We start from the raw sequence: 26,362 nt of genomic DNA, 5'->3' as shown, positions 1-26,362 counted from the left end.
ATTCTTATGCGTGCGCGGTGGCGGTGGCTTCGGCGGGTTCGTCCAGCCAGCCCACCCGATTCATCTTGCGAACCAGCACAAACTCGTCGCGGTTGGTACCGACGGTTCCGTAGTAATTGAAGCCATAGCTCAACTGGGCGTAGCCACCGATCATGTGCGTCGGCTTGAGCACGACGCGCGTGACCGAGTTGTGAATACCGCCACGGGTTCCGGTAATTTCCGAACCCGGAGTGTTCACGATTTTTTCCTGTGCGTGGTACATCATCACCATGCCCTCTTTGACCCGCTGGCTGACCACAGCGCGCGCGGCAATGGCGCCGTTCGCGTTGAACAGCTCCACCCAGTCGTTGTCGACAAGGCCGGCACGCGCCGCATCCACTTCCGAGATCCAGATGATGGGCCCACCACGGCTGAGGGTGAGCATGATCAGGTTGTCGGTATAGGTCGAGTGAATGCCCCACTTCTGGTGTGGCGTGATGAAGTTCAAGGCAATCTCAGGGTTGCCATTGGGCTTGACCCCCTCGACCGCCTGAAGCGCCTTGAGGTTCACTGGCGAGCGGTAGCTGGTAAACCCCTCACCAAAATCACGCATCCACGGGTGGTCCAGGTAGAACTGCTGACGTCCGGTCAGGGTGCGCCATGGAATCAGCTCGTGCACATTGGTGTAGCCAGCGTTGTAGCTGACCTTCTCGCTCTCCAGACCCGACCAGGTGGGCGAGCTGATGATCTTGCGCGGTTGGGCCTGGATGTCGCGGAAACGGATTTTCTCGTCCTCGCGGTGCAATGCCAGATGCACGTGGTCGCGTCCGGTCTGCTTGCCAAGCGCCTCCCAGGCCTTGCAGGCCACATGGCCGTTGGTCTCTGGAGCCAGCATCATCACGGTTTCGGTGGCGTCGATATCGGTCACGATGCACGGCATGCCTTGGGACACACCCTCTTCGCGCACACGGCCGTTGAGGTCACCCAGTTGCTCGACTTCGGTCTTCGTGTCCCAGCCGATACCCTTGCCGCCATTGCCGATTTTGTTCATCAGCGGGCCGAGGGCTGTAAAGCGCTTGAAGAGGTTCGGGTAGTCGCGCTCGACCACCGTGACCTGCGGCGCCGTCTTGCCCGGAATCAGGTCGACCTCGCCCTTTTTCCAATCGCGCACGTCATACGGCTGTGCCATTTCACCGGCAGTGTCGTGCATGATGGGCGTGAGGACCACGTCCTTTTCCACGCCCAGGTGGCCAACACTGACGTCGCTCACTGCCTTGGCAAACCCTTTGTAGATTTCCCAGTCGCTGCGTGCTTCCCAAGCCGGGTCCACGGCCGTGGACAACGGGTGGATGAAGGGGTGCATGTCGCTGGTGTTGAGGTCGTTCTTCTCGTACCAGGTGGCCGTGGGCAGCACGATGTCGGAATACAGGCAGGTCGTGCTCATGCGGAAGTCGAGCGTGACCAGCAGATCCAGTTTTCCCTCGGGCGCCTGCGTATGCCAGCGCACTTCCTGGGGTTTGGCGTCGCCTACACCCAGATCCTTGCCCTGCACACCGTGGGTAGTGCCCAGCAGGTGCTTGAGGAAATACTCATGGCCCTTGCCCGACGAACCCAGAATGTTCGAGCGCCAGACAAACATGTTGCGCGGCCAATTGACCGGGTTGTCCGGGTCTTCGCAACTCATCTTGAGCGTGCCGTCTTTAAGCGACTTGACGACGTAGTCCTTCGCGTCCATGCCAACGGCCTGCGCATCCTTGAGCACCTGCAGGGAGTTGGTTTCGAACTGGGGCGCCGAAGGCAACCAGCCCATACGCTCAGCACGCACGTTGTAGTCGATCATGGAACCGCTGTAGCGCGACTTGTCGGCCAGCGGAGAGAGCACCTCCTCCATGGCCAGCTTTTCATAGCGCCACTGGTCGGTGTGTGCATAGAAATAACTGGTGGCGTTCTGCTGACGCGGTGGACGAATCCAGTCGAGTGCAAATGCGAGCGCCGTCCAGCCGGTTTGCGGACGCAGTTTTTCCTGGCCCACATAGTGCGCCCAGCCACCGCCACTCTGGCCAATGCAGCCACACATCATCAGCATGTTGATGATGCCGCGGTAGTTCATGTCGCAGTGGTACCAGTGGTTCATCCCCGCGCCGATGATGACCATGCTCTTGCCATGCGTCTTGTCGGCGTTGTCGGCAAACTGGCGCGCAATGGCAATGATCTGATCGCGCGGCACACCCGTGATCTGCTCTTGCCACGCTGGCGTGTAGGGCGCATCGGCGTCGTAGCCCCCGTCCGGTGCTTCGCCCTGGAGCCCACGATGCACGCCGTATTGGGCCACCTGCAGATCGAACACCGTGGCCACCATGACATCGCCGGAGATGCCATCACCATTCAGCGCCAGTCGTGTCACGGGCACGCGGCGCACCATGATGTCGCCATCCGCCTGGGTGTTTGCCGGGAAGTTGGGGTTTTTCACACCGCCGAAATAGGGGAAGGCCACATCGGTGATTTCGTGCGCCTGTTCACCATCTTCGATCACCGAGAGCTTGAGTTTGACGTCGTTGGCGGTGCGTGCGTCTTTGTCTTCAAGGTTCCATTTGCCCAGGTCTGGCCGATCGTTGTCGCCCCAGCGGAAACCGATGGAACCGTTGGGCAAGGCCACCTTGCCATCATGCCCGTAGGCGACGGTCTTCCAGTCGGGGTTGTTCGCCTGGCCCAACTGGTCCGGAAAGTCGCTGGCGCGCACATAGCGGCCTGGCACCATGACCTTGCGGCCATCGTCCAAGGTTTTTTCTTCCATCACCACCAGCAGGGGCAGGTCGGTGTAGCGGCGTGCGTAGTCGTCGAAATACGCCGAGCGCTTGTTGAAATAGAACTCCTTGAGGATCACATGGCCCATGGCCATGGACACCGCAGCGTCGGTGCCTTGCTTTGGGTGCATCCACAGGTCGGCCAGCTTGGCAACCTCGGAGTAGTCGGGGGTGACGGCCACCACCTTGGCTCCCTTGTAGCGCACTTCGGTGAAGAAGTGAGCGTCGGGCGTGCGCGTCTGGGGCACGTTGGAGCCCCAGGCGATGATGAAGTTGGAGTTGTACCAATCGGCGCTCTCGGGCACGTCGGTCTGCTCGCCCCACACCTGGGGGCTGCTCGGTGGCAGGTCGCAGTACCAGTCGTAGAAGCTCATGCACACGCCACCGATCAGGCTCAGGTACCGGCTGCCGGAAGCGTAGCTGATCATGCTCATCGCCGGGATCGGCGAGAAGCCGATGATGCGGTCAGGTCCGTGTTTCTTGATGGTGTAGACGTTGGCCGCTGCAATCATCTGGTTGACTTCGTCCCAGGTGCTGCGCACAAAGCCGCCAAGTCCGCGTTGCTTCTGCCACTCGCGCCGCGCCGACTCGTTTTCGACGACAGCCGTCCAGGCTTCCACCGGGCCCTTGGCCACCGCCAGTGCAGCACGCCAGTGCTTGAGCAAGCGCCCACGCACCATGGGATATTTCACGCGGTTGGCCGAATACAGGTACCAACTGTAGCTGGCACCCCGAGCACAACCACGGGGTTCGTGGTTGGGCAGATCCGGGCGCGTGCGCGGGTAGTCGGTCTGCTGGGTTTCCCAGGTGACGATGCCCCCCTTGACATAGACCTTCCACGAGCAGGAGCCCGTGCAGTTCACGCCGTGCGTGGAACGCACGATCTTGTCGTGCGCCCAGCGATCGCGGTACGCTTTTTCCCAGGTCCGGTCTTCGCCATTCGTTTGGCCGTGGCCGTTGGAAAATTCTTCGCGCGGTTGCGAGAAGTAGGTCAGGCGGTCAAGAAAATGGCTCATAGGTTTTCTCCAAGAAGCAAGGAAAGGGGCAGGTTCAGGGGTTCTTGATTTCAGCGGACTTGCGCAGATAGAACCACCAGTTCAGCAACAGGCACAAGGCGTAAAACACGGCAAACCCGTACATCGCCATCTGCGGCGTGCCATGCTTAATCTGCTGGCCAATCACCACCGGCGCGATGAAGGCGCCGTAGGCGGCAACCGCCGAGGTCCAGCCCAGGACGGGACCGGCCTGTTGGCGGTCAAAAATGACGCCGATGGTGCGGAAGGTGGAACCGTTGCCAATGCCGCTGGCGGCAAAAAGCACGATGAACAGAGCCAGGAAGATGAAGAAATACTCTTCCGGATGGGCCGACTGGTAGGCGAGTTGCATCACATAACCCACCGCCACGCCAGCGACCGCCATGGTCGCGCACACCCATTGCGTAACGATGGAACCCCCGAGCTTGTCAGAAATCCAGCCGCCAACGGGACGAATCGCGGCCCCCACGAAAGGACCGATCCAGGCGTAGGCCAGCACAGGCGGCCCCTTGGGATTAACCAGTGTGTGTTGCAAGATGCCGTTGGCGTCGGGCACATGGCTGACACCAAAGATAACTTTCATCGACAAAGGCAGTGCCATCGAAAAACCAATGAAGGAGCCGAAAGTGACGATGTACAGGATGGTAAGCGACCAAGTGTGTTTGTTGCTAAAGATCGCAAACTGCTTGGAGACGTTTTCCTTCATCGCGCCAAAAGCGGTCAGCTTCATCACCATGAGCGTGCTCACAATGATGAGCGGCATCGCCAGCCACATGTTCAGCATACCCAGGCCACTGGGGGCCGGCAAGTAGAGATACAGGCCGACACCCGCCGGAATGAAAGACAGGGTGTAGAGCCAGATGATCTTCAGGAACGCGGTGATCGGGCCGCCGGTATCGGGCGAAACTGTCTTGAGGTTGTTCATGCCGAACCAGCACAGGATGGACAGCGGCACCAGCGACAACACCCACGCAAAACCTGCGTTCTGAATCCAGGTAGCCGTCCCCGGCGGGATGGCGCCGAAGATCCAGCCGCTTTCCTTTTGCAGCGTCATCGACTCGCCGCCGAACGAGCCCAGCAAGGGCACAGTCATCACCAGCGGGATCACAATCTGCATCGTGGTCACGCCAAAGTTTCCCAGGCCCGCATTCAGCCCCAAGCCGGTGCCTTGCAGGCGCTTGGGAAAGAAGGTGGAGATGTTGGACATTGACGAAGCAAAGTTACCGCCTCCCACGCCGCACCACAAGGCCATCAGCTGAAACGACCAGAGCGGCCACTCTGGATGCTGCAGCACGATGCCGGTACCAATGGCAGGCGCCAGCAGCATGGCAGTGGTGAGGAAAATGGTGTTGCGCCCACCCGAGAGCCGGATCAGGAACGAAGCCGGGATGCGCATGGTCGCGCCCGCCAAGCCGGCAATGGCGGTCAGGGTGAAAAGTTCGGCCTGGCTGAATGGGTAGCCCAGATTCATCATCTGCACCGTGATGATGCCCCACATGCCCCAGACGGCGAAGCCGCAGAGCAGGGCCGGGATGGAGATCCATAGGTTGCGATAGGCAATTTTCTTGCCGGTGGATTCCCAAAACTGCTCGTCCTCGGGGCGCCAATCGACAATATCGGCGCCACTGGTAGTTTTGTTGTTCATGATGAGTGTTCTGGCCGCAATGGCTCAGTTTTGAAGGGAAAGGGATTCGCTCTGGTCGCCCATGGGGCTGGCCTTGCGCACTTCGGTCCAGTACATCCAGATCAGCGACACCCAGACTACGCCGTACATCAGCATGAAAGCGCTGGAGCGGATGCCGGTGATGTCCACCAGCGCGCCAAACAGGATGGGCAACACAAAGCCGCCAAGCCCCCCGGCCAGACCAACGACGCCGCTGATAGTGCCGATGTTTTCCGGATAGTCGTTGCTGACGTACTTGAAAACGCTCGCCTTGCCGAACGCAAAGGCAATGCCCAGCGCGAACATCAGGCCGGTGAAGGCGTACACATTCAGGCCGAGGTGCCAGGTCTGCAGGCCGTTGATGGTCTGGATGGTGAAGGCGGTCTGCGGATAGCTCAGGAGGAACAGGCAGATCCAGCTCACCCACATCACCCACCAGGTGACGCTGTGCGCGCCGTACTTGTCGGACAGCCAGCCGCCAACGGCACGCAGCACGCCGCCGGGAAGCGAAAAACAGGCTGCGAGCAAAGCCGCAATACGGATATCGAGGCCGTACTCGCCCACGTAGTACTGCACCATCCACAGCGACAGCGCGACGTAGCCACCAAACACGATGCTGTAGTACTGGCAGTACTTGAGCACGCGCGGGTCTTTCAAGGCCTTGAGCTGGTCCATGAAACTTACCTTGGAGGACACCAGGTGGCGCGGGTCGCTGGAGCTGCCAAACCAGAAGATGATGAGCGTGACCAGCATGACAACCGCATACACCTTGGGCACCATGGTCCAGCCAAAGGCCACCACCAGCGCCGGTGCGACGAATTTGTTTACCGCCGCGCCCGAGTTGCCAGCACCAAAAATGCCCATGGCCATGCCCTGGCGATTCTTGGGAAACCAGCGCGCCACATAGGGCGTGCCCACCGAGAACGAGCCGCCAGCCAGGCCCAGCACCAGGCCGATAGTCAGAAAGTGCCAGTACGCCGTGGCGTAGGCCATGAGCCAGATGGCGGGCACCGTAATGGCCAGCAATGCAGCCATCACGACGCGGCCGCCAAATTTGTCGGTCCAGATGCCCAAAGGTACGCGGATCAGGGAGCCCGAGAGCACGGGCATGGCCGTCAGCAGGCCGAATTCGGTGGCGTTGAGGCCGAGCGTCTTCTTGAGCGGGATGCCGATGACGGCAAACATCATCCACACCATGAAGCAGACCGTAAAGGCCAGGGTGCTCACAATGAGCACGGACCAGGCTTCGCGTCCCTTTTCGGGACCGTTGCCTGCGGGAAGCGGGGCGGTAGCCATTTGCGTTTTCCTCTCTTTTTAATGAGTGGCGCAATGGTCGCGCGCAGCAGCGCGTCTGCCTATCCTTCAGCCGGAGGGGTGGCTAGGGAAATAAGGATGAGGATTTTCCCAGAGGAGTAGTTCGAAAGAACTATTTGGGAAAATTCAATTTCTGGGATTGGCGGCATACACCGCCGCCTGTACGCGGGAACTCAGGCCGAGCTTGCGCAAGATGTGCTGCACGTGAATCTTTACCGTGGTCTCGGCGATGTCCAAGGTGCGCGCAATCTCCTTATTGCTCGCGCCCAGCGCAATCTCGCGCAGAACTTCTTCTTCGCGTGGCGACAGCGGCGCAGCAGCAGCAGCGCTAATGGAAGGCGCTGGCGCAGCGATGTCCATCGGCGCGATGGGCGGCGGACCACCTTGCGACTGGAAGGCGGCCACCAGCTTGCCCATGAGCTCCGGACTCACCACAGGTTCACCAGCGGCCGCGCGGCGAATGGCCTCGGCCAGTAAATCGCCGTCGATGGTTTTCAGCAAATAGCCCTGGGCACCATTGCGCAGGGCGGCTGCCAGGTCTTGCGCATCTTCGCTGACAGTGAGCATCAGCACATGGCTTGCCGGCGACGCAGCGCGCAAGCCGCGCACCGCATCTACCCCAAGCACGCCAGGTAGATGGTTGTCCAGCAAGATGACCTGGGGCTGCAGAACCGGCACCAGGCGCAGTGCCTCGACGGCGTCGCCTGCTTCACCCACCACATGCAGGCCTTCGTCCTGGGACAGCAGGGCCACCAGCCCCCGACGGAACAAGTTGTGATCGTCGACCACAAAAACGGTAATGGCGCTGGCTGGGCTCATATCGAACTCCATGAAGGCAGTTGCGGCGCAGGCAATTCGGCCAGCGGCGCTGCGCCTGACATTGCGGATGCGTTGTGCGGCAGCTCAATGCACACCGTGGTGCCCGCGCCAGGAGTGGACTGCACCTCGACCCGCGCGCTGATGCCTTCGGCGCGCTCGCGCAGGATACGCAGTCCGACATGCAAAGAGTCGGCTGCCATGGTGCGCCCTGCATCAAAGCCTATGCCGTTGTCTTGCACCTCAAAGCGCCACTCGGGATGGCGCTGCACGCGCACGTTCACACGCGTGGCGCGGGCATGCTTGCGCACGTTGGAGAGCGCCTCCTGCACCATGTGCAGCACCTGAATCTGCACGTCCGCGTCCAGGGGCAGCCCGTGCCCTTCCATGCTGAGCTGTGCGTTGATGCCGGTCTGGTGGCCGAACTTGGAGAGCGTGGTGCGCAGCGCCTCTTCGATGTCCTCCGCGCTGGCGCGGGTGCGAAAGTGCACCAGCAACTCGCGGACGTCGGCGTAGCATTCGCGCACGCCGACATCGAGCTCGGCCATGCTGCGGTCGCGCGCGGCCTCGTTGCCCTTCTTGACCGCGTCGCGCAGCAACTGCGTCTGAATCTTGAGGAACGCGAGCGACTGCGCAATCGAGTCGTGCAGCTCACGCGCCAGCATGCCGCGCTCTTCGGCCACCGCGCCCTCGCGCTCCAGCGCCGCCGCGCGCAGCCCCTCCATGCTGCTGGCCAGGTGGCGCACCATCGCTTCAAGCAGTTCGCGCATGTCGGGCGACAACTCCAGGCTGGCACGAAAGAACAGGTTGAGTTCGCCCAGCACGCGCTGGTGCACCATCACGGGCAGGACCACCAGAGTTTGGTAGCCCGCCTCATGGCAGTGCGGCAGAACCATGGGCGTCGCAATGCTGATAGGAATGACGCGCGCGTCCGGCAGACCTTGGCTTTGGCCGCAAAAGCAATTGCCAGCGCGCAGGCACTGCTCCTGCTCGGCCATGGCACGCGGAAGGCCGTCGGAGGCCAGGATGACGTAGTGCTCGTTGCCCTCGTTCGACCAGCGCACCACGGCGGCGTCGGCACCCGAGACGCGCCGCGCCTGCTGCACAAAGCCTTGCGTCAGCACCTTCAGATTGGCAGCCTGGGCGGCCAACGCGCTGACTTCGTAGAGCGCTGACAAGCGCTGGTTCTTGTCCTCAATGCTGGCGGTTTTCTCACGCACCTTGAGCGCGAGGTCGTCGTGCGAGGTCTGCAGCGCCTGCGCCATGCGGTTGAAGCCCTCATTGAGCTGGCCGAATTCGTCATCCGTGTCGACCGGCAGGCGCGTACCCAGCACGCCCTGGCGTATCTGCAAAAACGCCTCCTGCAAGCGCGCCACCGGGTTGATAACCACCAGGCCGGTCATGACCACCACGCCGAACGCAACGAAAAGCGTCAAACCCATCATGAAGAGTTGCAGCACGTGCAGCGCCGCGGTCCAGCGCGCAATTTGCACCTCGATGGCGTCCACGAAGCCGTCCATCACCTCGGCCATCGCGTCGGCGTGCGCCACCAGCACCGGCACGGCAGGCGCCTTTGGCGCCAGCCACTCCTCGCGCACCCTGGCCCACTGGCTGCGCACCTCTTCAAAACGCGCGCGGGTTTCGTCGCTCCAGGGGACAAACAGCGGATGGTCGGGGTCGCCGGTGCGCAGCAACTCCAGGCTGCCTTCAATCATTTCCGCATTCGCCAAGAGCTTCTCGCGCGCGCCGTTTTCCACCGCCAGCGCCATGCGCATGGTGCGCATGCGCAAGCGGCCGGCCTCGTTCACGGCGGCAGCGCCGCCTTCAAGCTTCCAGGTGACCCAGAGCGTCACGCTGATGGAGCTGAGCGTGACCAGCAAGAAGACCATGCCCATGGTCAAGAGCTTGGTGGTAAGCGTGGTGCGTGTCCGCATGGCGGGCAGTGTAAGGGAGCGACTTGTGACCCCGGGCACAGTGCGCAGAACGCTCCCCTAGTAGCATGCAGTGCATGAAGACTGCCTTTCCCCCCACGCCTGCCCACTGGCTGCGCCCCGTGAGCACGGTTGCGCTGGCGCTGCTCCTCGGCTGTGCGGCACCGGCCCGCCTGCCCGATGGCTGGCCCCAGAGCTTGGCAGCGCTGCTGCCGGCCGACGTCATGCTGCTGGGCGAGCAACACGACGCCCCCGCCCACCAGGCCATGGAACGCACGGCGGTGCAATGGCTCGCCGCGCAAGGCCGCCTGTCTGCAGTGGTGATGGAAATGGCCGAGGCTGGCCACAGCACCCAGGCGCTGCCACCCAGCGCCGACGAAGCCACTGTGCGCGCAGCGCTGGGCTGGGATGAGCAATGGTGGCCCTGGCAGCACTATGCGGGGGCGGTCATGGCGGCGGTGCGTGCCGGCGTGCCGGTTTTTGGCGGCAACCTGCCGCGCACGGCTATGCGCGAGGCCATGAACAACACCGCGCTCGACCAGTTGCTGCCGGCCGCCGCGCTCGCGGACCAGTTCAGCGCCGTGCGCGAAGGCCATTGCGATTTGCTGCCCGAGGCGCAACTGCCTGGCATGGTTCGCATCCAGATGGCGCGCGACCAAAGCATGGCGCGCGCGCTGGCTGCAGCGCCGCGCGGGCCGGGCCAGACAGTGCTGCTGATTGCCGGCGGCGGCCACGTGCTGCGCAGCCGCGGCGTACCGGTGTATTTACCGAAAAATTTAAAGGTAAAAGTGGCACTGGCGCAATCAGGACAAGCGCAAGCAGCTATTGAAAATGAAGCAGATTTGACCTCTGTCACCGCAGAACTGCCGCCGCAGGACGCGTGCGCGCCGCTGCGCAAGTTGCCGGAACGCTAATCAACCCGCGAGCTGATCGCGCAGCAGCACCTCGAAGGCGTCGGGCGGTACGGGGCGGCTGCGCAAATAGCCCTGGTAGCTGTCGCAACCGCGCTGGCGCAGAAAATCGAGCTGCGCTGGCGTCTCGACCCCTTCGGCCAACACTGCCAGGCCCAGGCTGTGGCCCATGGCAATGATGGCCGAGCTGATCGCCATGTCTTCGCCGCTTTCAGGGATTTCGCGGATAAAGCTCTGATCGATCTTGAGCACATCGATGGGAAAGCGCTTGATGTGCGCCAGAGATGAGTAGCCGGTGCCGAAATCGTCCACCGACAAACGCAGCCCCAGGTCACCGAGCTTCGTCAGCAAGGCCAGTGCCTGCTCGGGCCGCTCGGCCAGAGCGCTTTCGGTAATTTCCAGCTCCAGAGAAGTCGCCGGAAAGCCGCTTTGCGCCAGCGCATCGCCCACCACGGCCACCAGATCGCTGAGCGCAAACTGCCGCGGCGAAACATTGACGGCCATGGTCATGGACCCCAGGCCCGCAGAGCGCCAGCGCTGGGCCTGGAGGCAGGCCTCCAGCAAGACCCACTGCCCGATGGGGGCGATCAGGCCGGACGACTCGGCAACGGGAATGAAGCGGGCTGGCGAGACCAACCCTTCCTGCGGGTCCTGCCAGCGGAGCAAGGCTTCCGCGCCAACGATGCGCCCGCTCGCCACACTGACCTGAGGTTGGTAGTACAAGCGCAGTTCGCCGTTCGCCAGCGCGCGGCGCAGGCCTGCTTCCACCGCCAGGCGCTCGCGCGCGCCCTGCGTCATGCCTTCTTCATAGAAACACCAGGCGCCCCGCCCGAGCGCCTTGGCGCCGTAGACGGCCGCATGCGCGCCCTGCAGCAGTGCTTCGGTGGATTCCACATGCGCCGGGAACATGCAGATGCCCACGCTGGCACCGACCACCACCTCGATACCTTCAGGCAAATGCCAGGGCGTCCCCGCCGCTTCGATCAGGTGGCGCGCCACGGCCGCGGCGCCGTCGGCATGGCGCAGGTGCCGCGCCACCACGGCAAGTTCGTCTCCGGCCAGGCGCCCTATCACGTCGCCGGGCCGCAAGGCACGCTGCACCTGACTGGCAACGTGGCGCAACACCGCGTCTCCCACCGTGTAACCATAGCTGTCGTTCACCTCCTTGAACCGGTCCAGATTCAACTGCAACACAGCAAACTGCTCGCCACTCGCCAGCGCCTGCGCGCGCACCGCCTCCAGCCGCTGAGAAAACGTGTCGCGGTTGGCCAGGCCGGTAAGCGCATCGTGCCCCGCCAGGTACTCGATGCGCTGCTCGCTGGCTTTGCGCTCCGATTGGTCGGTGAACATGCAGATGAAATGCGTGAGGCTGCCGCTGGCATCGCGCACGGCGCTCATGGCCACCTGCTCAGGGAAAACTTCGCCATTCTTGCGCTTGTTCCACAACTCGCCCTGCCATTGGCCCGTGCGCAGCAACTGCTCCCAAAGTGCCTCGTAAAACGCGCGGTTGTGCCGACCCGACTGGAATATGCGCGGGTTGAGCCCCAGCATTTCAGCCTCGCGGTACCCCAGGATGCGCTGCGCGGCGGCATTGGCCGAGCGGATGGACCCCTGCGCGTCGGTCACGATCACCCCCTGCGCCGCGTTGTCCACCACCGCTGCAGCCAGGCGCTGGCGCTCGTCGGCATGGTAGGCGCCGCTCAGGTCGGTCAGCAAGCCCGTGAACCGGTCGGGCGCTCCGTGCGCGGCCGCGTAGCGCTGGCCGCGCGCTTCGAACCAGCGCAATTGCCCATCGAAACAGCGCACGCTGAAGCTCTCAATGAGCGGTTCGCCGGTATCGAGGGCGTGGCGGATGGCAGAGAACACCCGGCGCCGATCGGCAGGCGCAATGCACTCGGTCAAGCGCAGGTCGCGCGCCAGATCGTCGCCGGTGTAGCCCAACATGCGCTCGATGCCAGGCGAGCAGCTCAGGCGCTGCTCGGCCAAGTCCCAATCCCACACCCCGCTGGCACTGCTGTCGAGCGCCAATTGCAGGCGCGCCTCACTGCGCTCGAGCGCTGTGCGTGCACGCACGATCTCGCTCAGGTCTTGCAACACGCAAACCAGATGGGCGCAGCCACCCTCCCCCTCAGGCACGGAAGTCACGGTGCACAGCGTGGGCAGCGGATCGCGCCCATTGCTGCGCAGGCACTGGCGTTCCCCCACAAAATGATCGATTTCGCCCACCATCAGGCGCCCCATCTGGTGCGCAGCCCAGGCCGGCTCCTGCGGCGGCAACACGGTGCCGAAATCGATCGCGCCCAGTGCCTTCTCGTCGATACCCAGCATCTCAAGCAAGCGCGCATTGGCCCAGAGGATGCGTCCATCAAGCGCCACGCGTGCAATGCCTGCCGAAGCATGCTGCACGATCGTCGTCAGCTCGTGCTCGCTGGCGCCACGCGCCTGCTCGGCACGGCGCAAGCGCCAGACCAGCCAACCGGCCAGCCCGGCTGTGAGCGACACATACAGCCAGCCCTTCCACAGTTGCATCCGTGCCATGGCCGCAGCATCGTGGACCAGCACCGCCAGCAAACGATCGCCCAGCCACACCCAGGCCAGACCAAGAAGGAAATACAGGGCGGCCGCCTTCCCGGGCGTCCAAGCCCGCTCACGACCTACCAACCACGGTATCTTCATGCCCCACCTTGTACCGCTGCATGCGGCCCTGCTGCGACAATTAGCCTCTATGTCCAACGCCTACGTTCTCACACTGTCCTGCCCGGACCGCCTCGGTCTGGTGCATGCCGTCTCGGGCTTCTTGCTCGAGCGCGGCGGCAACATCGAAGAAGCCGCCCAATTCAACGACCCGGCCACCGGCCTGTTCTTCATGCGGGTACAGTTTGCCTGCACCGAGCATGAGCACGCCGCTCTGAGCGCCCAGCTCGAACAGTTTGCCCAGCCCTTCCAGATGCATTGGGGGCTGCACGCCACGCACCTGCCCATGCCCACTGTACTGCTGGTCAGCCGTGAAGGCCATTGCCTCAACGACCTGTTGTTCCGCTGGAAATCGGGCCTGCTGCCCATCGACATCCGCGCCATCATCAGCAACCACCGCGACTTCTACCAACTGGCCGCCGGCTACAACATTCCGTTTCACCATATTCCTGTCACTGCGGCCACCAAGGCCCATGCCGAAGCGCGCCAACTGGAGATCATCGAGCAGGAGGGCGCCGAACTGGTGGTGCTGGCGCGCTACATGCAGGTGCTGTCCAACGAACTGTGCAAGCGGCTCGCTGGGCGCGCCATCAACATCCACCACAGTTTTTTGCCGAGCTTCAAAGGCGCCAAGCCGTACTACCAGGCGCACGAGCGCGGCGTCAAACTGATTGGCGCCACCGCGCACTATGTCACGGCTGACCTCGACGAAGGTCCGATTATCGAACAAGATGTTACACGTGCCGATCACACCGATACCGTCGAAGACCTGACGGCCCGTGGGCGCGACACCGAAAGCCAGGTGCTCGCGCGCGCTGTGAAGTGGCACAGCGAGCACCGCGTGCTGCAAAACGGCCACAAGACGGTGGTGTTTCGCTAGCCCACTTCCCGGCCTGCCATGACTTCACCCGCCGACATTGCTGCACCCCTCAGGCGCATTCCGCCCATCCAGTGCCTGCTCACTTTTGAAGCCCTGGCGCGCCTGCGCAGCGTGACGCTGACAGCCGAGGAACTCTGCGTGACGCCCAGCGCCGTGAGCCACCGCGTCAAGCAGTTGGAGCAGATCATCGGCACGCGCTTGTTCGGCCGTGCCGATTTTTCCCTCACCACCGACGGCATTGCCTACCTGGCCAACGTGCGCGAAGGCCTGGGCGCGCTGCAGCGTTTTCCGGGCCTGGCCAGCGCGCCCGGCAAGCGCCGCCTCAAGCTCGCCGTCACCCCCACCTTTGCCAGGGTGATGCTGATTCCCCGGCTGCGCCACTTCCGCGAGGCCTACCCCGAGATCGATCTGGCGCTGCAAATCTCGATCCCGCTGATGGACGTCGTGGCCGAGGACGCCGACCTGGTGGTGCGCTATGGCAGCGGCCACTACGCCGACATGGAGCACAGCGAAATCGCGCGCGACGTGGTCACGCCCCTGGCTTCGCCGGCCTGGCTGCGCGAACACGGGCCGTTCGAGCGCCCGGACGAACTCGACCCCGAAACCCTGCTGCGCAGCCCCCTGGAGCCCTGGCGCAGCTGGTTTTCCGCCGCCGGCCTGCCCTGGCAGGAACCGTCGGGCGGCTCGCAATTCAACGACGTTGGCCTGATGTGCGACGCCGCCGCCGCCGGCATGGGCGTCGCCCTGGTGCGCCTGAAACTCGGCGCGCCCTGGGTGGAAAACGGCACCCTGGTGCGCCTGTTCGACCTAGACGCCCCCAGCCCGCACGCGCACTACCTGTGCTGGCGCACCGGCGCGATGGACCGCTGGGAATGCGCAGCCTTTGCCGACTGGCTGCACAAGAGCATGCCGTAGTGGCAGGTACATCCCCCTGAGCGGCTTCGCCGCTGGCCTGGGCCGCGCCGGTTTGACGGGCCCACGGCAACCCAAGGAAGCGTCTTTGCGGGCAAAAATTCAAGTCAAATTGGCCTCTAGCGCTTATCCAGTAAGCGCTGGCAGCTATTTATTCCATAGTATGAATGCGCTCTGCGCAGCGCAATTCACGCGCCGTTGAAAGAAAGCTCACACCGGAGCGCGCGCGCTTGGCTACAGTGCTGCCATGAACACCGCCGCCGCCCAGTCGCCCACACCCGCCCCTGTTTTCGCTGCGCCCAAGCCCACGACCGAACCCGACCGCGCCGCGCGCCAGCGCGAAGTGGTGGCCGCGTTGGCCAGCGTGCTGCCCGCGCACAGCCTGCTGTGGAACCAGGAAGACACCACGCCCTACGAGTGCGACGGCCTCACCGCCTACCGCCAGCGCCCGCTGGTGGTCTGCCTGCCGGAGACCGAAGACGAAGTGCAGGCGGTGTTGCGCACCTGCCACCGATTGAGCGTGCCCGTGGTGGCGCGCGGTGCCGGCACCGGGCTCTCGGGCGGCGCCATGCCGCACGCGCTGGGCGTCACGCTGTCGCTGGCGCGCTTCAACCGCATCCTGGACCTGAACCCACGCGCCCGCACCGCCCGCGTGCAGTGCGGCGTCCGCAACCTGGCCATCAGCGAAGCGGCGGCGCCCTTTGGCCTGTACTACGCACCCGACCCAAGCAGCCAGATTGCCTGCACCATCGGCGGCAACGTGGCCGAGAATTCGGGCGGCGTGCACTGCCTGAAATACGGGCTGACGGTACACAACATCCTGGCGGTGCGCGGCTTCACCATGGAAGGCGAGCCCGTGCAGTTCGGCGGCGGCGCGCTCGATTCGCCCGGCTACGACCTGCTGGCCACGGTGATTGGCAGCGAGGGCATGCTGGCCGTGGCGGTGGAAGTCACCGTCAAGCTGATCCCCAAACCGCTGCTGGCGCGCTGCATCATGGCCAGCTTTGACGACATCCGCAAAGCGGGCGACGCCGTGGCCGCCGTGATTGCCGCCGGCATCATCCCCGCCGGCCTGGAGATGATGGACAAGCCCATGACGGCCGCCGTGGAAGCCTTCGTCCACGCCGGCTACGACCTGACGGCCGAGGCCATTCTGCTGTGCGAGAGCGATGGCACACCCGAGGAGGTGGAAGAAGAAATCGCCCGCATGCGCACCGTGCTGGAGGGCGCCGGCGCCACCGCCATTTCGGTCAGCCAGACGGAAGCCGAGCGCCTGCGCTTCTGGAGCGGGCGCAAGAACGCCTTCCCCGCCAGCGGCCGCATCAGCCCCGACTACATGTGCATGGACTCGACCATCCCGAGAAAGCGCCTGGCCGACATCCTGCTGGCCATCCAGCAGATGGAAAAGAAGTACGACCTGCGCTGCGCCAACGTGTTCCACGCGGGCGACGGCAACCTGCACCCGCTGATCATGTTTGACGCCAACGACCCGGACCAGCTGCACCGCTGCGAACTGTTTGGCGCCGAGATCCTGGAGACCAGCGTGGCCATGGGCGGAACGATTACCGGCGAACACGGCGTGGGCGTAGAGAAGCTGTCGAGCATGTGCGTGCAGTTTTCGCGGGAAGAAAACGCGCAGATGATGGCGCTGAAACACGCCTTCGACCCCGAAGGTTTGCTCAACCCCGGCAAGCTCATCCCGACGCTCAACCGCTGCGCCGAGTACGGCAAGATGCTGATTCGCGGCGGCAAGCTGGCGCACCCCGACCTGCCCCGTTACTGACCGGCCACTGCGATGCAGATGCTGCAAGGCCTGGCCATTCTGCTGACGCTGCAGTCGCTGGGCGAGGCGCTCTCACGGCTGCTGCACCTACCCTACCCCGGCCCGGTGATTGGCATGGTGCTGCTGCTCATCGCGCTGCGCTGGCCCGCCGTGCAGACGCGCGTGCGCTCGGTGGCCGATTTTCTGCTGGCGCACCTCTCGCTGCTGTTCGTGCCGGTGGGCGTGGGCGTCATCACCCAGCTCGACGTGCTGGCCCGCTATGGGCTGCGGCTGGCGGTGGTGCTGGTGCTCTCAACCTGGATCGGCATGGCGATCTCGGCGCTGGTGCTGCGCCGCTTGATGCGGCGCGCCGCGCTGGCGGGCGGGGAGTAGGCGTGGACTTCGTCCAGCTCTGGGTGTACCTCTCGGCCACGCCGCTGTTCGGCCTGAACGCCACGCTGGTGGTGTACGTGCTGGCGCTCGGCTTGTACCAGCGCCTGGGCCAGGCGCCGTGGGCCAACCCGGTGCTGTGCTCCATCGTGGTGCTGGGCACCGGCCTGCTGGCGACGGGCACCGCCTACCCTACCTACTTCGCCGGCGCGCAGTTCATCCACTTTCTGCTCGGCCCGGCCGTGGTCGCGCTGGCCTGGCCGCTGTGGCAGCGGCGCGTACAACTGCGCGCGCACTGGGCGCGCTTCACGCTCGCGGCGGTGGTGGGCGGCGCAGCGGCGGCGGGCAGCGCGGTCGCCATCGCCTGGGCCTTGGACCTGCCGCGTGAAGCCGTGCTGTCGCTGGCGCCCAAATCGGTCACCGCCCCCGTCGCCATGGGCATTGCCGACAAGATCGGCGGCGTGCCTTCGCTGGCGGCGGTGTTTGCCGTTGTCACCGGCCTGGTGGGCGCGCTCAGCGGCAAGGCGCTGTTTGCGCTGCTGCGCATCGGCGCCGACCCCGTCGGCTGGATGGCGCGCGGTTTTGCCATGGGCACTGCGGCCCACGGCATCGGCGCAGCACGCGCCTTGCAGGTGAACGCTGACGCTGGCGCCTGGGCCGCGCTGGCGCTGGGGCTGCAGGTGGTGGTGGCGTCGCTGCTGATTCCGCTGGTCGCCGGTTGGTTCTGATCAAACCTGCGCCCACAGCCAGTCGCGAAACGCCCGCAGTGCCTCAGCCCCAGGCCGGTGCTGCGGTTGCACGAACCAGTAGCCCTGTTCGCCCGCAAGCACCTGTGGGTGCGCCGGCACCAGGCGCCCGCTGTCCAGCGACTCCTGCGCCAGCAACTGCGGCACCAGCCCTACCCCCAGGCCTGCGGCGGCAGCGGCCATCACCATGGAGAACAATTCGTAGCGCGGCCCGCGCGAGGCGTGCAAGGTGTAGTGCCAGCCACGCTCGGCGTACCAGCCGCGCCAGGCATTGGCGCGGCTGGCCAGCGTGAGGTGCGGGCAGTGCAGCCAGGCCTGCTCGCCGTGCAGAGCATGTGCGGCCGCATAGGCCGGGCTGCACACAGGAACGCACGGCCCCTCGGGCAGCACCATGCCGCCCTGCGTGTCAGGCCAGAGCCGGTCACCGTAGTAAATAGCGGCATCAAAACCGCTCTCGTCAAAAGCGAACACCTCGGACCGCACCGAGAGGTTGAGCGTGATGCGCGGGTGCAGCGCCGCAAACTGCGGCAGGCGCGGAATGAGCCACTGCGTGCAGAAGGTGGACACCACGGCCAGGTGCAGCACATAGCCTTCATCCCGCCCCACCCGGATCTCCTGCGTATCGCGCTCGATTTGCTCCAGATGCAGGCGGATGCGCGCCGCATAGCTGCGGCCTGTGTCCGTCAAGGCCAGGCGCTGGCGGGCCCGCACGAACAAGGCCACGCCCAGCCGATCTTCGAGCGCAGCGACATGGCGGCTGACGGCGCTGGGCGTCAGGGCCAGCTCCTCGGCGGCACGCGAGAAGCTCTGCAGCCGTGCAGAGGCCTCGAAGGCCTGAAGCACGCCCAGGCTGGGGATGTCTTTGCGCATGGCAAACCCGCTCCAGAATTGTTCGTAAAACTCAACAACCATGGAGGATATATCAGCTATCGGGTGCATTGAACGCACTTACCATGGCAGGCACACCACCCACGGCACCGGCGCAGGCTGGGCATCTGCCGGGGTGTCCATCGACCTGCTCCACAGCGTTTTCATGACTGCCTCTTCCACCCCCCTCTTCGACACCGTTTTGCAGCAACTGGGCCTGGACCTTGCCCCTTGGCGCGGCCAGGGCCTGAGCGTGCGCGCCCCACGCGACGGCGCCGTGTACGCCCAGCTCGCCAGCCACACCAGCGCGCAGGCCCAGGCGCTCATCGAGGGCGCACACGCCGCCTTCCTGCAGTGGCGCGCCACGCCCGCGCCCGTGCGCGGCGAACTGGTGCGCCGCCTGGGCCAGAAGCTGCGCCAGCACAAGGAGGCGCTGGGCCTCTTGGTGTCGCTGGAGGCGGGCAAGGTGCGCTCCGAAGGGCTGGGCGAAGTGCAGGAGATGATCGACATCTGCGACTTCGCCGTGGGCCTGTCGCGCCAGCTGCATGGCCTGACCATCGCCAGCGAGCGCCCGGGCCACCGCATGATGGAAACCTGGCACCCGATGGGCGTGGTGGGCGTGATCTCGGCCTTCAACTTCCCCGTGGCCGTGTGGGCCTGGAACGCCGCGCTGGCCCTGGTGTGCGGCAACGCCGTGGCCTGGAAGCCGTCGGAAAAAACCCCGCTGTGCGCCATCGCCTGCCACCACCTGCTGCAACAGACCCTGGACGAGTTTGCCGCCGAGCAAGGCGTGGCCGCCCCCGACGGCCTGGCCACGCTGCTGCTGGGGGGGCGCGAGATGGGCGAGCTGCTGGCGCGCTCGCTGCGCGTGCCCGTGGTCAGTGCCACCGGCAGCACGCGCATGGGCCGCGCCGTGGCGGTGGACGTGGCGCAGCGCTTTGGCCGCAGCATCCTGGAGCTGGGCGGCAACAACGCCATGGTGGTGATGCCCAGCGCCGACCTGGAACTGGCCGCGCGCGCCATCACCTTCGCCGCCGTGGGCACGGCGGGCCAGCGCTGCACCACGCTGCGCCGCCTCATCGTGCACCGCGACGTGGCCGCGCCGCTGCTCGCCCGGCTGGAAACCATCTACGCCAGCGTGCGTGTGGGCGACCCTTTGGCGGACGGTGTGCTCGTCGGCCCGCTGGTGGATCGCGCTGCCTTTGAGCAGATGCAGAACGCCCTGGCGCAGGCGCGAGAACAAGGCGGCACGGTGCTGGGCGGAACGCGCGAATGTGAGGCGCTGGGCGAAGACGCCTGGTACGTGCGCCCGACCCTGGTGCGCATGCCCACGCAGAGCGCGGTGGTGCAGCACGAGACCTTCGCACCCATCCTCTATGTGCTGACCTGCGCCAGCCTCGACGAGGCCATCGCGCTGCAGAACGGCGTGCCCCAAGGCCTGTCGTCGGCCATCTTCACCACCGACCTGCGCGAGGCCGAGCGCTTCCTCTCCAGCACCGGCAGCGACTGCGGCATTGCCAACGTGAACATCGGCACCTCGGGCGCCGAGATCGGCGGCGCCTTCGGCGGCGAGAAGGAAACCGGTGGCGGCCGCGAGTCGGGCTCGGACGCCTGGAAGGGCTACATGCGCCGCGCGACCAACACCATCAACTACAGCGACGCGCTGCCCCTCGCGCAAGGCGTGCGCTTCGACGTGTAGAGGCGAACACCCCCTGCGTCGCTGCGCGCCTTCCCCCCTCTCCTGCGGGAGGGGGACGCACCCAGTGGCCGGGCAAAGAAAGCCCGCTCCACGGGTGCCCTGGTCTGGCGCGGCGCCCCTGTCACCGAAGGTGGGCACACCATGGCTTCTTCCTCCTCGCATACACCCATCGCCATCATCGGCGGTGGCGCCATCGGCAGCGCCATCGCCTATTTCCTGACACGGCAGCGCCCGGACTGCAAAGTCACCGTGGTCGAGCGCGACCCGGGCTATGCGCAGGCTTCGTCGGCGTTGTCGGCCAGCTCGATCCGGCAGCAGTTCTCCAGCCCCATCAACATTGCCATCTCGCAGTTCGGCATTGAATTCCTGCGCGACATTGGCGCACGGCTGCAGGTGGGCGGCGAACGCCCCGACATCGGCTTGGTCGAAGCGGGCTACCTGTACCTGGCCAGCCCGGCGGGCGAATCCGTGCTGCGCGACAACCATGCGGTGCAGCGCGGCATGGGCGCCGACGTGGCCTTGCTCACGCCCGACGCACTGCGTGAGCGCTTCCCCTGGCTCTCCACCGACGGAATTTCGCTGGGCTCGCTGGGCCTGTCCGCCGAGGGCTGGTTCGACGGCTACAGCCTGCTGCAGGCCCTGCGCCGCAAGGCCGTGGCCCAGGGCGTGCGCTATGTGCAGGCCGATGCGGTGGGCGTGGACACGCAGGCCAGCGGCGGCGTGCGGCACATCAGCGCGCTGCGCCTGGCGGATGGCCAGCGGCTGGAGTGCAGCGCCGTGGTCAACGCCGCAGGCGCCTGGGCGCGCCCGGTGGCGCAGTGGCTGGGCATCGACCTGCCGGTGTTTGCCAAGCGGCGCACGGTGTTCCACTTCACCTGCCCCGAGGCGCTGCCCGGCTGCCCGCTGCTCATCGACCCCTCGGGCATCTGGCTGCGGCCCGAAGGCGCGGGCTTCATCGCAGGTTTTTGCCCATCCGAAGGCGAAGACCCCGACGATGCCCCGCTCGAACCGGACCACGCCGCCTTCGAAAACCACGTGTGGCCCACGCTGGCGGAGCGCATTCCGGCCTTTGAGGCGCTGCGCCAGCGCAGCGCCTGGGCGGGCTACTACGAGATGAATGCGTTCGACCACAACGCCATCCTGGGCCTGCACCCGGCCTGCGACAACCTGTACTTCGCCAATGGTTTCTCCGGCCACGGCCTGCAGCAGTGCCCGGCCATCGGGCGCGGCCTGGCCGAGCGCATTCACACAGGCCGCTGGCAGACGCTGGACCTGGAGCCGCTGGCCTTCCAGCGCATCCTCGACGGCCGCCCGCTCATCGAAAGCAACATCATCTGAGACCGCCCATGCCCTCCGACATGCCCTCTTCTTCCTCCACGCCGGCCAACCGCACAGGCGGCCAGATCCTCGTCGACCAGCTCGTGCTGCACGGCGTGCAGCACATCTTCTGCGTGCCCGGCGAAAGCTACCTCGCCGTGCTGGACGCATTGCACGATGCCCCCATCCAGCTGACCGTCTGCCGCCAGGAAGGCGGCGCAGCCATGATGGCCGAGGCGCACGGCAAGCTCACCGGGCGGCCCGGCGTGTGCTTCGTCACGCGCGGCCCCGGCGCCACCAACGCGGCGGCGGGCGTGCACATTGCCATGCAGGACTCCACGCCCATGGTGCTGTTCGTTGGCCAGATCGAGCGCGGCGCGCGCGGGCGTGATGCCTTCCAGGAGGTGGACTACCGCGCCGCCTTTGGCCCGCTGGCCAAGTGGGCGACGGAGGTGGACGACGCGCGCCGCCTGCCCGAGATCGTGGCGCGCGCCTTCAGCGTGGCCTGCAGCGGGCGCCCCGGCCCGGTGGTGGTGGCCCTGCCCGAGGACATGCTGGTCGAACGTGCCGACGCGCCCACCGCACGGCCCTACCAAGTCATGGAGGCAGCCCCGAGCCCGGCGCAAATGACCCAGTTGCTCGAACGCCTGGGCCAGGCCCGCAAGCCCGTGGCCATCGTCGGCGGCAGCCGCTGGAGCGCCGCAGCCGTGGCGCGCTTCCAGGACTTCGCCGCCGCCCACGCCCTGCCCGTGGCCTGCTCGTTCCGCCGCCAAATGCTGTTCGACCACCAGCATCCCTGCTACGCGGGCGACCTGGGCCTGGGCGTGAACCCGGCGCTGCTGGCGCACCTGCGCGGCGCCGACCTGCTGCTGCTCGTCGGCGGGCGGCTCTCGGAAGTGCCCTCGCAGGGCTACACCCTGCTCGACATTCCCACGCCGCAAATCCCGCTGGTGCATGTGTACCCCGACCCGGACGAACTGGGCCGCGTGTACCAGGCGCAGTGGCCCATCAACGCCTCGCCCGTCGCCTTCTGCGCTGCCCTGCCGACCACGGCTGCGCAGACACCGAGCGCACAACACCAGCAAGCCGTGCAGGAAGCGCACGCCGCCTACCTGGCCTGGAGCGACCCGACGCCGATCCACATTCCGGGCGAACTGCAGATGGGCGCGGTGATGCAGCACCTGCGCGAAGTGCTCCCGCCCGATACCGTCTTTTGCAACGGCGCGGGCAACTTCGCCACCTGGGTGCACCGCTTCTGGCCGTTCCGCCAATACGGCACGCAGCTCGCGCCCACCAGCGGCAGCATGGGCTACGGCCTGCCGGCCGGCGTGGGCGCGCAGCGCCTGTGGCCCGAGCGCACGGTGGTGGTGTTCGCGGGCGACGGCGACTTCCTCATGCACGGCCAGGAATTCGCCACCGCCGTGCAGTACCGGCTGCCCCTCATCGTGGTGCTGCTGGACAACGGCATGTACGGCACCATCCGCATGCACCAGGAGCGCGAGTACCCGCACCGCGTCAGCGGCACGGCCTTGCAGAACCCCGACTTCGCCGCCTACGCCAAGGCGTTTGGCGGCCATGGCGAGCGTGTGGAGCGCACCGAGGACTTCGCCCCGGCTTTCGCACGCCTGCGCGAAACCGCAAAGGCCACGCGCCTGCCCGCCCTCCTGCACTGCCTGATCGACCCCGAAGCGATTACACCGGGGCGCTCGCTGAGCCAGATACGGGGCGGGTGAGGCATCGCCGGTCACTGAGCATCCTGCAATTCAAGGGTGCCCTCCTGCTTCTTATTCGGCCGAAGAATTTCGCGAATACTTTCTTTCAAGCAATTCACGCAAACGGCGGATATTGACCTCAATAGCCTCTCGCTGGTCACGTGTCAAACGCGGCGGCTTCGATAGGAATGCAGGTGAATCGTCTTTCCCATCATGCGTGTTGTCGGGCAACGACTGTGAAGGTGTTTCTGGATGCTGGGTCATCACTATCCCTATCCCGGGGAAAGCCAAGCCAGCAGGAAGCACCATGCCGAGCAAGGCAGAGCAATTACAATTTTCGTGTAATTATCGATCAAATTTACAGCGTAACTATATTACAAAGTCACTCCAGAAAAAAGCCACCCCCGTAGCCTGAGCATCTATGGACGATGCCAAGAAAGAATTTGCGCGACGGTTACGCGGTGCAATGGTGACAGCCGGCTACGAACCAAGGCCGGTAGTGCTGGAGCGGGAATTCAACATGCGCCACTGGGGCAAGCCCATGACGCTGCACGGCGTTCGGCGCTGGCTGCAGGGGGAAACCATGCCCGACCACAAGAAACTCGTCACCTTGGCAGACTGGTTGCGCGTGCCTGTGCAGGAGTTGGGCTATGGCGAAGGCGAAGCACACCAGGCACGCGAACGGCAACCCATCTGGCATGCCGGGCTAGGCTACCCGGATCGCGAATTGTTCGAAATCTATCTGCGCCTTCCAGTACCCAAACGCCGTCTGGCGCGCGACGTAATCCTGGCCATCGCCAGGGCCCACGCGGCGGAGGAAGCAGAGCGCACCGAGAAATAAAAACACTGCCAGCGCTTTTCCTTCAAACGCTGGAGCTAGGTGGCAGGAAACGCGGTGTCCGCCGTCGCCCAGTTCGAGGCGATTTTCTGAGCTGCCTGCGCGGCAGGAAACGGCACACAAGAGCACGTCACGCTAAGCATGCATTTCTGAGCTGCCTACGCGGCAGGAAACCAATCCATGACCCCAGACGCGTTCTCTGCCCTTTTCTGAGCTGCCTACGCGGCAGGAAACGTGCCTAGCGCCCAAACGCATTGCTTTCTCACTTTCTGAGCTGCCTACGCGGCAGGAAACACTTCTTGAGTCCGCGTGATCCCGACAGCACATTTCTGAGCTGCCTACGCGGCAGGAAACCTGAATGTGGAGCTAATGTCCACCGCGTTGATTTTCTGAGCTGCCTACGCGGCAGGAAACGCTGTAGGCATCGCCAACTTGCAAGATGATGCATTTCTGAGCTGCCTACGCGGCAGGAAACGCGGCCGGCGTGTTCCGTGGCCTGCTTTTGCATTTCTGAGCTGCCTACGCGGCAGGAAACATTCATGCAATCCCCGCTTTCGAACGGCAATATTTCTGAGCTGCCTACGCGGCAGGAAACCGGCAAATCAATTGCAGATTTCCGCAGGCAACTTTCTGAGCTGCCTACGCGGCAGGAAACGAACCATCGTTGATGGTGGATCAACTGGTCTTTTTCTGAGCTGCCTACGCGGCAGGAAACCCTGTGTCGTTCAAAAGCGGGGATGCCATGACTTTCTGAGCTGCCTATGCGAAAACCAGATGCACTTGACCACCGAGTCCACTGCAACGTGACCACACGCGCCACATCTACTTGACCGACCGGACCAGGGCCCAGTGCCAATCGGAGTTGCTCGGCGTAGGAGCGACTCCCCCGCCGACAAACATCAGATCCCCACAAAGCTACCTTGCAGAACAGAGGCGCGCTAGGTCGCATGCTGTTCGTACTGCCATCGACAGGTGGTAGGGGGCTTGGCTGATCATTGAGCCCGGCAAACTTGCCGCAAATCCGTTCAATTGCCTATGAGATTGGGCGCACTCGACTGGCACGTATCAGGCAGGCATGTAGGGGGCTGCCATGCATTGGTTCTACCCGAGTCAAGTCAAAGCCCGAATCAGGCTGATTGCAGAAGTCCATCGGCGTCTGCTTTGCGGCGCGTGAGCAAGGCTAGATCCTGACAAGCAGGCCCGAGGCCTTCTCGTAGCGAGACAAGCGCCATGTTGGCGGATCTCCAACGGCCTTGATAACAATCTTTTTCGCCTCTTCGGTGAAAGGGACTAGGCGCGCAGTGTCAATGGCATCCTGGAAGCTCAGAGCACCAACGCGCAGGTGTTCCATATGCTCCGGCATCAGCTCAACGATGATGTCGGCGCGATACGGATTCAAGTGGCGTGGCACGAAGAACTGAAGGATTGGCGGCGTGTTGGCTGGACTCCGTAGATCGTCCTTGACTTTGGCAAGCCGGCGTAGCAGCTTGTCGTATGCGTCCGATGCCGGCTTGCCGATGAAGCCCGACACCGCGGCGAGGGCAACGAATTGGATGATCAATATGGCTTCTGGATCGAGACCCTTCTGCTTCAGCTCTCGCCCGACGATGTTCACCTGCTCGTCGGACAGTCGTACGAGCGCAAGTACGATGTCTTTATCAAATAGGCGTGGACTGAATAGCACTTGAATGTCAGGATCTCGATCTGGCTTGGTTGTGTAGGTCGCCGCAAGCCAAGCCATACTGAAACCACCGCGCAGCTTGAGCAGCTCCGCGTCGTGAACGGTGACATCGCCGACGATCGCCCACTCTCCCGCATGCAGCTCTACGAACTGTAGGTTCCGCGCAATGGCTGCTGACGGCAGGGTCAGGTCATGCTGATCGTTGATCACCATTTCCTCCGGCAAGGCCTTGAATAGCTCGAATAGGTCGTCGCGAGTGAGCCGCTCGCCGTGGGCATCGAGGCTGGTGGATGCGAGAGGCTGACGAAGAAGTAGAGGCATGGTTCTGTCAGAAAGGTGTTTGGCGCCGGGGATACTTGGCTCAGCCGCCCGATCGCTTGAAAGCTTGTGCGGCCATCCCGCTGGGTCCGAA

The 26,362-nt window shown here is 64.6% G+C and carries 18 protein-coding genes and 1 CRISPR repeat array; of the genes, 10 read left to right on the top strand and 8 right to left on the bottom strand.

Annotated features, from left to right (window positions below; genetic code table 11):
- Positions 1 to 4: 4 nt before the first annotated feature.
- The 5 genes from D3F03_RS14180 to D3F03_RS14160 form a co-directional block, all read right to left on the bottom strand.
- Positions 5 to 3,799: a nitrate reductase subunit alpha gene (locus D3F03_RS14180; RefSeq protein WP_119110078.1), complete on the bottom strand. Its 3,795-nt coding sequence runs from the start codon at positions 3,797 to 3,799 to the stop codon at positions 5 to 7.
- A 34-nt stretch (positions 3,800 to 3,833) separates the two neighbouring features.
- Entirely contained in the window at positions 3,834 to 5,462 is a 1,629-nt protein-coding gene (locus tag D3F03_RS14175) for an MFS transporter (RefSeq protein WP_119110077.1), read from the bottom strand.
- A 24-nt stretch (positions 5,463 to 5,486) separates the two neighbouring features.
- On the bottom strand, positions 5,487 to 6,776 hold the full coding sequence (locus D3F03_RS14170) for an MFS transporter (RefSeq protein ID WP_119110076.1): 1,290 nt from the start codon (positions 6,774 to 6,776) through the stop codon (positions 5,487 to 5,489).
- 144 nt (positions 6,777 to 6,920) lie between these two features.
- Entirely contained in the window at positions 6,921 to 7,613 is a 693-nt protein-coding gene (locus D3F03_RS14165; protein ID WP_119110075.1) for a response regulator, read from the bottom strand.
- The gene (locus D3F03_RS14160) at positions 7,610 to 9,544 is read right to left on the bottom strand and encodes a type IV pili methyl-accepting chemotaxis transducer N-terminal domain-containing protein (RefSeq protein ID WP_119110074.1); all 1,935 of its coding nucleotides are present in this window, start codon (positions 9,542 to 9,544) and stop codon (positions 7,610 to 7,612) included. The genes D3F03_RS14165 and D3F03_RS14160 overlap by 4 nt, the downstream gene beginning before the upstream one ends.
- Positions 9,545 to 9,618: 74 nt before the next feature.
- On the opposite strand from D3F03_RS14160, the gene D3F03_RS14155 reads away from it, so the two are divergent.
- On the top strand, positions 9,619 to 10,455 hold the full coding sequence (locus D3F03_RS14155) for a ChaN family lipoprotein (protein ID WP_119110073.1): 837 nt from the start codon (positions 9,619 to 9,621) through the stop codon (positions 10,453 to 10,455).
- Here D3F03_RS14155 and D3F03_RS14150 read toward each other — a convergent pair whose 3' ends face one another.
- A complete protein-coding gene (locus D3F03_RS14150; RefSeq protein ID WP_245960632.1) occupies positions 10,456 to 13,128 on the bottom strand; it encodes a sensor domain-containing protein in 2,673 nt (890 codons plus the stop codon).
- A 49-nt stretch (positions 13,129 to 13,177) separates the two neighbouring features.
- Here D3F03_RS14150 and purU point away from each other — a divergent pair, with 49 nt between their 5' ends.
- The 5 genes from purU (at position 13,178) to D3F03_RS14125 (ending at position 17,818) form a co-directional block, all read left to right on the top strand.
- The gene (gene purU, locus D3F03_RS14145; RefSeq protein WP_119110072.1) at positions 13,178 to 14,026 is read left to right on the top strand and encodes a formyltetrahydrofolate deformylase; all 849 of its coding nucleotides are present in this window, start codon (positions 13,178 to 13,180) and stop codon (positions 14,024 to 14,026) included.
- An 18-nt stretch (positions 14,027 to 14,044) separates the two neighbouring features.
- A complete protein-coding gene (locus D3F03_RS14140) occupies positions 14,045 to 14,941 on the top strand; it encodes a LysR substrate-binding domain-containing protein (protein WP_119110071.1) in 897 nt (298 codons plus the stop codon).
- A gap of 244 nt (positions 14,942 to 15,185) precedes the next feature.
- The gene (locus tag D3F03_RS14135; protein ID WP_119110070.1) at positions 15,186 to 16,721 is read left to right on the top strand and encodes an FAD-linked oxidase C-terminal domain-containing protein; all 1,536 of its coding nucleotides are present in this window, start codon (positions 15,186 to 15,188) and stop codon (positions 16,719 to 16,721) included.
- Positions 16,722 to 16,733: 12 nt separating this feature from the next.
- Positions 16,734 to 17,093 (top strand): CidA/LrgA family protein, encoded by a 360-nt coding sequence (locus tag D3F03_RS14130; RefSeq protein ID WP_119110069.1) that lies wholly within the window; start codon positions 16,734 to 16,736, stop codon positions 17,091 to 17,093.
- 2 nt (positions 17,094 to 17,095) lie between these two features.
- Complete coding sequence (locus D3F03_RS14125; RefSeq protein ID WP_119110068.1) at positions 17,096 to 17,818, top strand: LrgB family protein; 723 nt, start codon at positions 17,096 to 17,098, stop codon at positions 17,816 to 17,818.
- Here the strand turns inward: D3F03_RS14125 and D3F03_RS14120 are convergent, their stop codons facing one another.
- Positions 17,819 to 18,706 carry a LysR substrate-binding domain-containing protein gene (locus D3F03_RS14120; protein WP_119110159.1) on the bottom strand — a complete coding sequence of 296 codons (888 nt, stop codon included), beginning with the start codon at positions 18,704 to 18,706 and terminating at the stop codon, positions 17,819 to 17,821.
- Positions 18,707 to 18,869: 163 nt separating this feature from the next.
- Here D3F03_RS14120 and amaB point away from each other — a divergent pair, with 163 nt between their 5' ends.
- The 4 genes from amaB to D3F03_RS14100 all read left to right on the top strand — a co-directional run bounded on the left by amaB (position 18,870) and on the right by D3F03_RS14100 (position 24,272).
- Complete coding sequence (gene amaB / locus D3F03_RS14115; RefSeq protein WP_119110158.1) at positions 18,870 to 20,402, top strand: L-piperidine-6-carboxylate dehydrogenase; 1,533 nt, start codon at positions 18,870 to 18,872, stop codon at positions 20,400 to 20,402.
- A gap of 141 nt (positions 20,403 to 20,543) precedes the next feature.
- On the top strand, positions 20,544 to 21,740 hold the full coding sequence (locus tag D3F03_RS14110; RefSeq protein ID WP_119110067.1) for an NAD(P)/FAD-dependent oxidoreductase: 1,197 nt from the start codon (positions 20,544 to 20,546) through the stop codon (positions 21,738 to 21,740).
- 8 nt (positions 21,741 to 21,748) lie between these two features.
- Complete coding sequence (locus D3F03_RS14105; protein WP_245960631.1) at positions 21,749 to 23,452, top strand: thiamine pyrophosphate-binding protein; 1,704 nt, start codon at positions 21,749 to 21,751, stop codon at positions 23,450 to 23,452.
- Between the two features lie 400 nt (positions 23,453 to 23,852).
- On the top strand, positions 23,853 to 24,272 hold the full coding sequence (locus D3F03_RS14100) for an XRE family transcriptional regulator (RefSeq protein WP_119110066.1): 420 nt from the start codon (positions 23,853 to 23,855) through the stop codon (positions 24,270 to 24,272).
- An 83-nt stretch (positions 24,273 to 24,355) separates the two neighbouring features.
- Positions 24,356 to 24,984: direct repeats of the CRISPR family, unit length 28 nt; unit sequence TTTCTGAGCTGCCTACGCGGCAGGAAAC.
- A 465-nt stretch (positions 24,985 to 25,449) separates the two neighbouring features.
- Here D3F03_RS14100 and D3F03_RS14095 read toward each other — a convergent pair.
- Complete coding sequence (locus D3F03_RS14095; RefSeq protein ID WP_119110065.1) at positions 25,450 to 26,271, bottom strand: hypothetical protein; 822 nt, start codon at positions 26,269 to 26,271, stop codon at positions 25,450 to 25,452.
- Positions 26,272 to 26,362 lie beyond the last annotated feature (91 nt).

The sequence above is a fragment of the Simplicispira hankyongi genome, from assembly GCF_003570885.1.
Lineage (GTDB): Bacteria > Pseudomonadota > Gammaproteobacteria > Burkholderiales > Burkholderiaceae_C > Simplicispira > Simplicispira hankyongi.
This window is presented reverse-complemented; position numbering and strand designations above follow the sequence as displayed.

Coding starts and splice junctions, on each gene's coding strand:
- D3F03_RS14180 (WP_119110078.1), bottom strand. CDS start 3,799: ATGAGCCATTTTCTTGACCGCCTGACCTACTTCTCGCAACCGCGCGAA.
- D3F03_RS14175 (WP_119110077.1), bottom strand. CDS start 5,462: ATGAACAACAAAACTACCAGTGGCGCCGATATTGTCGATTGGCGCCCC.
- D3F03_RS14170 (WP_119110076.1), bottom strand. CDS start 6,776: ATGGCTACCGCCCCGCTTCCCGCAGGCAACGGTCCCGAAAAGGGACGC.
- D3F03_RS14165 (WP_119110075.1), bottom strand. CDS start 7,613: ATGAGCCCAGCCAGCGCCATTACCGTTTTTGTGGTCGACGATCACAAC.
- D3F03_RS14160 (WP_119110074.1), bottom strand. CDS start 9,544: ATGCGGACACGCACCACGCTTACCACCAAGCTCTTGACCATGGGCATG.
- D3F03_RS14155 (WP_119110073.1), top strand. CDS start 9,619: ATGAAGACTGCCTTTCCCCCCACGCCTGCCCACTGGCTGCGCCCCGTG.
- D3F03_RS14150 (WP_245960632.1), bottom strand. CDS start 13,128: ATGAAGATACCGTGGTTGGTAGGTCGTGAGCGGGCTTGGACGCCCGGG.
- purU (WP_119110072.1), top strand. CDS start 13,178: ATGTCCAACGCCTACGTTCTCACACTGTCCTGCCCGGACCGCCTCGGT.
- D3F03_RS14140 (WP_119110071.1), top strand. CDS start 14,045: ATGACTTCACCCGCCGACATTGCTGCACCCCTCAGGCGCATTCCGCCC.
- D3F03_RS14135 (WP_119110070.1), top strand. CDS start 15,186: ATGAACACCGCCGCCGCCCAGTCGCCCACACCCGCCCCTGTTTTCGCT.
- D3F03_RS14130 (WP_119110069.1), top strand. CDS start 16,734: ATGCAGATGCTGCAAGGCCTGGCCATTCTGCTGACGCTGCAGTCGCTG.
- D3F03_RS14120 (WP_119110159.1), bottom strand. CDS start 18,706: ATGCGCAAAGACATCCCCAGCCTGGGCGTGCTTCAGGCCTTCGAGGCC.
- amaB (WP_119110158.1), top strand. CDS start 18,870: ATGACTGCCTCTTCCACCCCCCTCTTCGACACCGTTTTGCAGCAACTG.
- D3F03_RS14110 (WP_119110067.1), top strand. CDS start 20,544: ATGGCTTCTTCCTCCTCGCATACACCCATCGCCATCATCGGCGGTGGC.
- D3F03_RS14105 (WP_245960631.1), top strand. CDS start 21,749: ATGCCCTCCGACATGCCCTCTTCTTCCTCCACGCCGGCCAACCGCACA.
- D3F03_RS14100 (WP_119110066.1), top strand. CDS start 23,853: ATGGACGATGCCAAGAAAGAATTTGCGCGACGGTTACGCGGTGCAATG.
- D3F03_RS14095 (WP_119110065.1), bottom strand. CDS start 26,271: ATGCCTCTACTTCTTCGTCAGCCTCTCGCATCCACCAGCCTCGATGCC.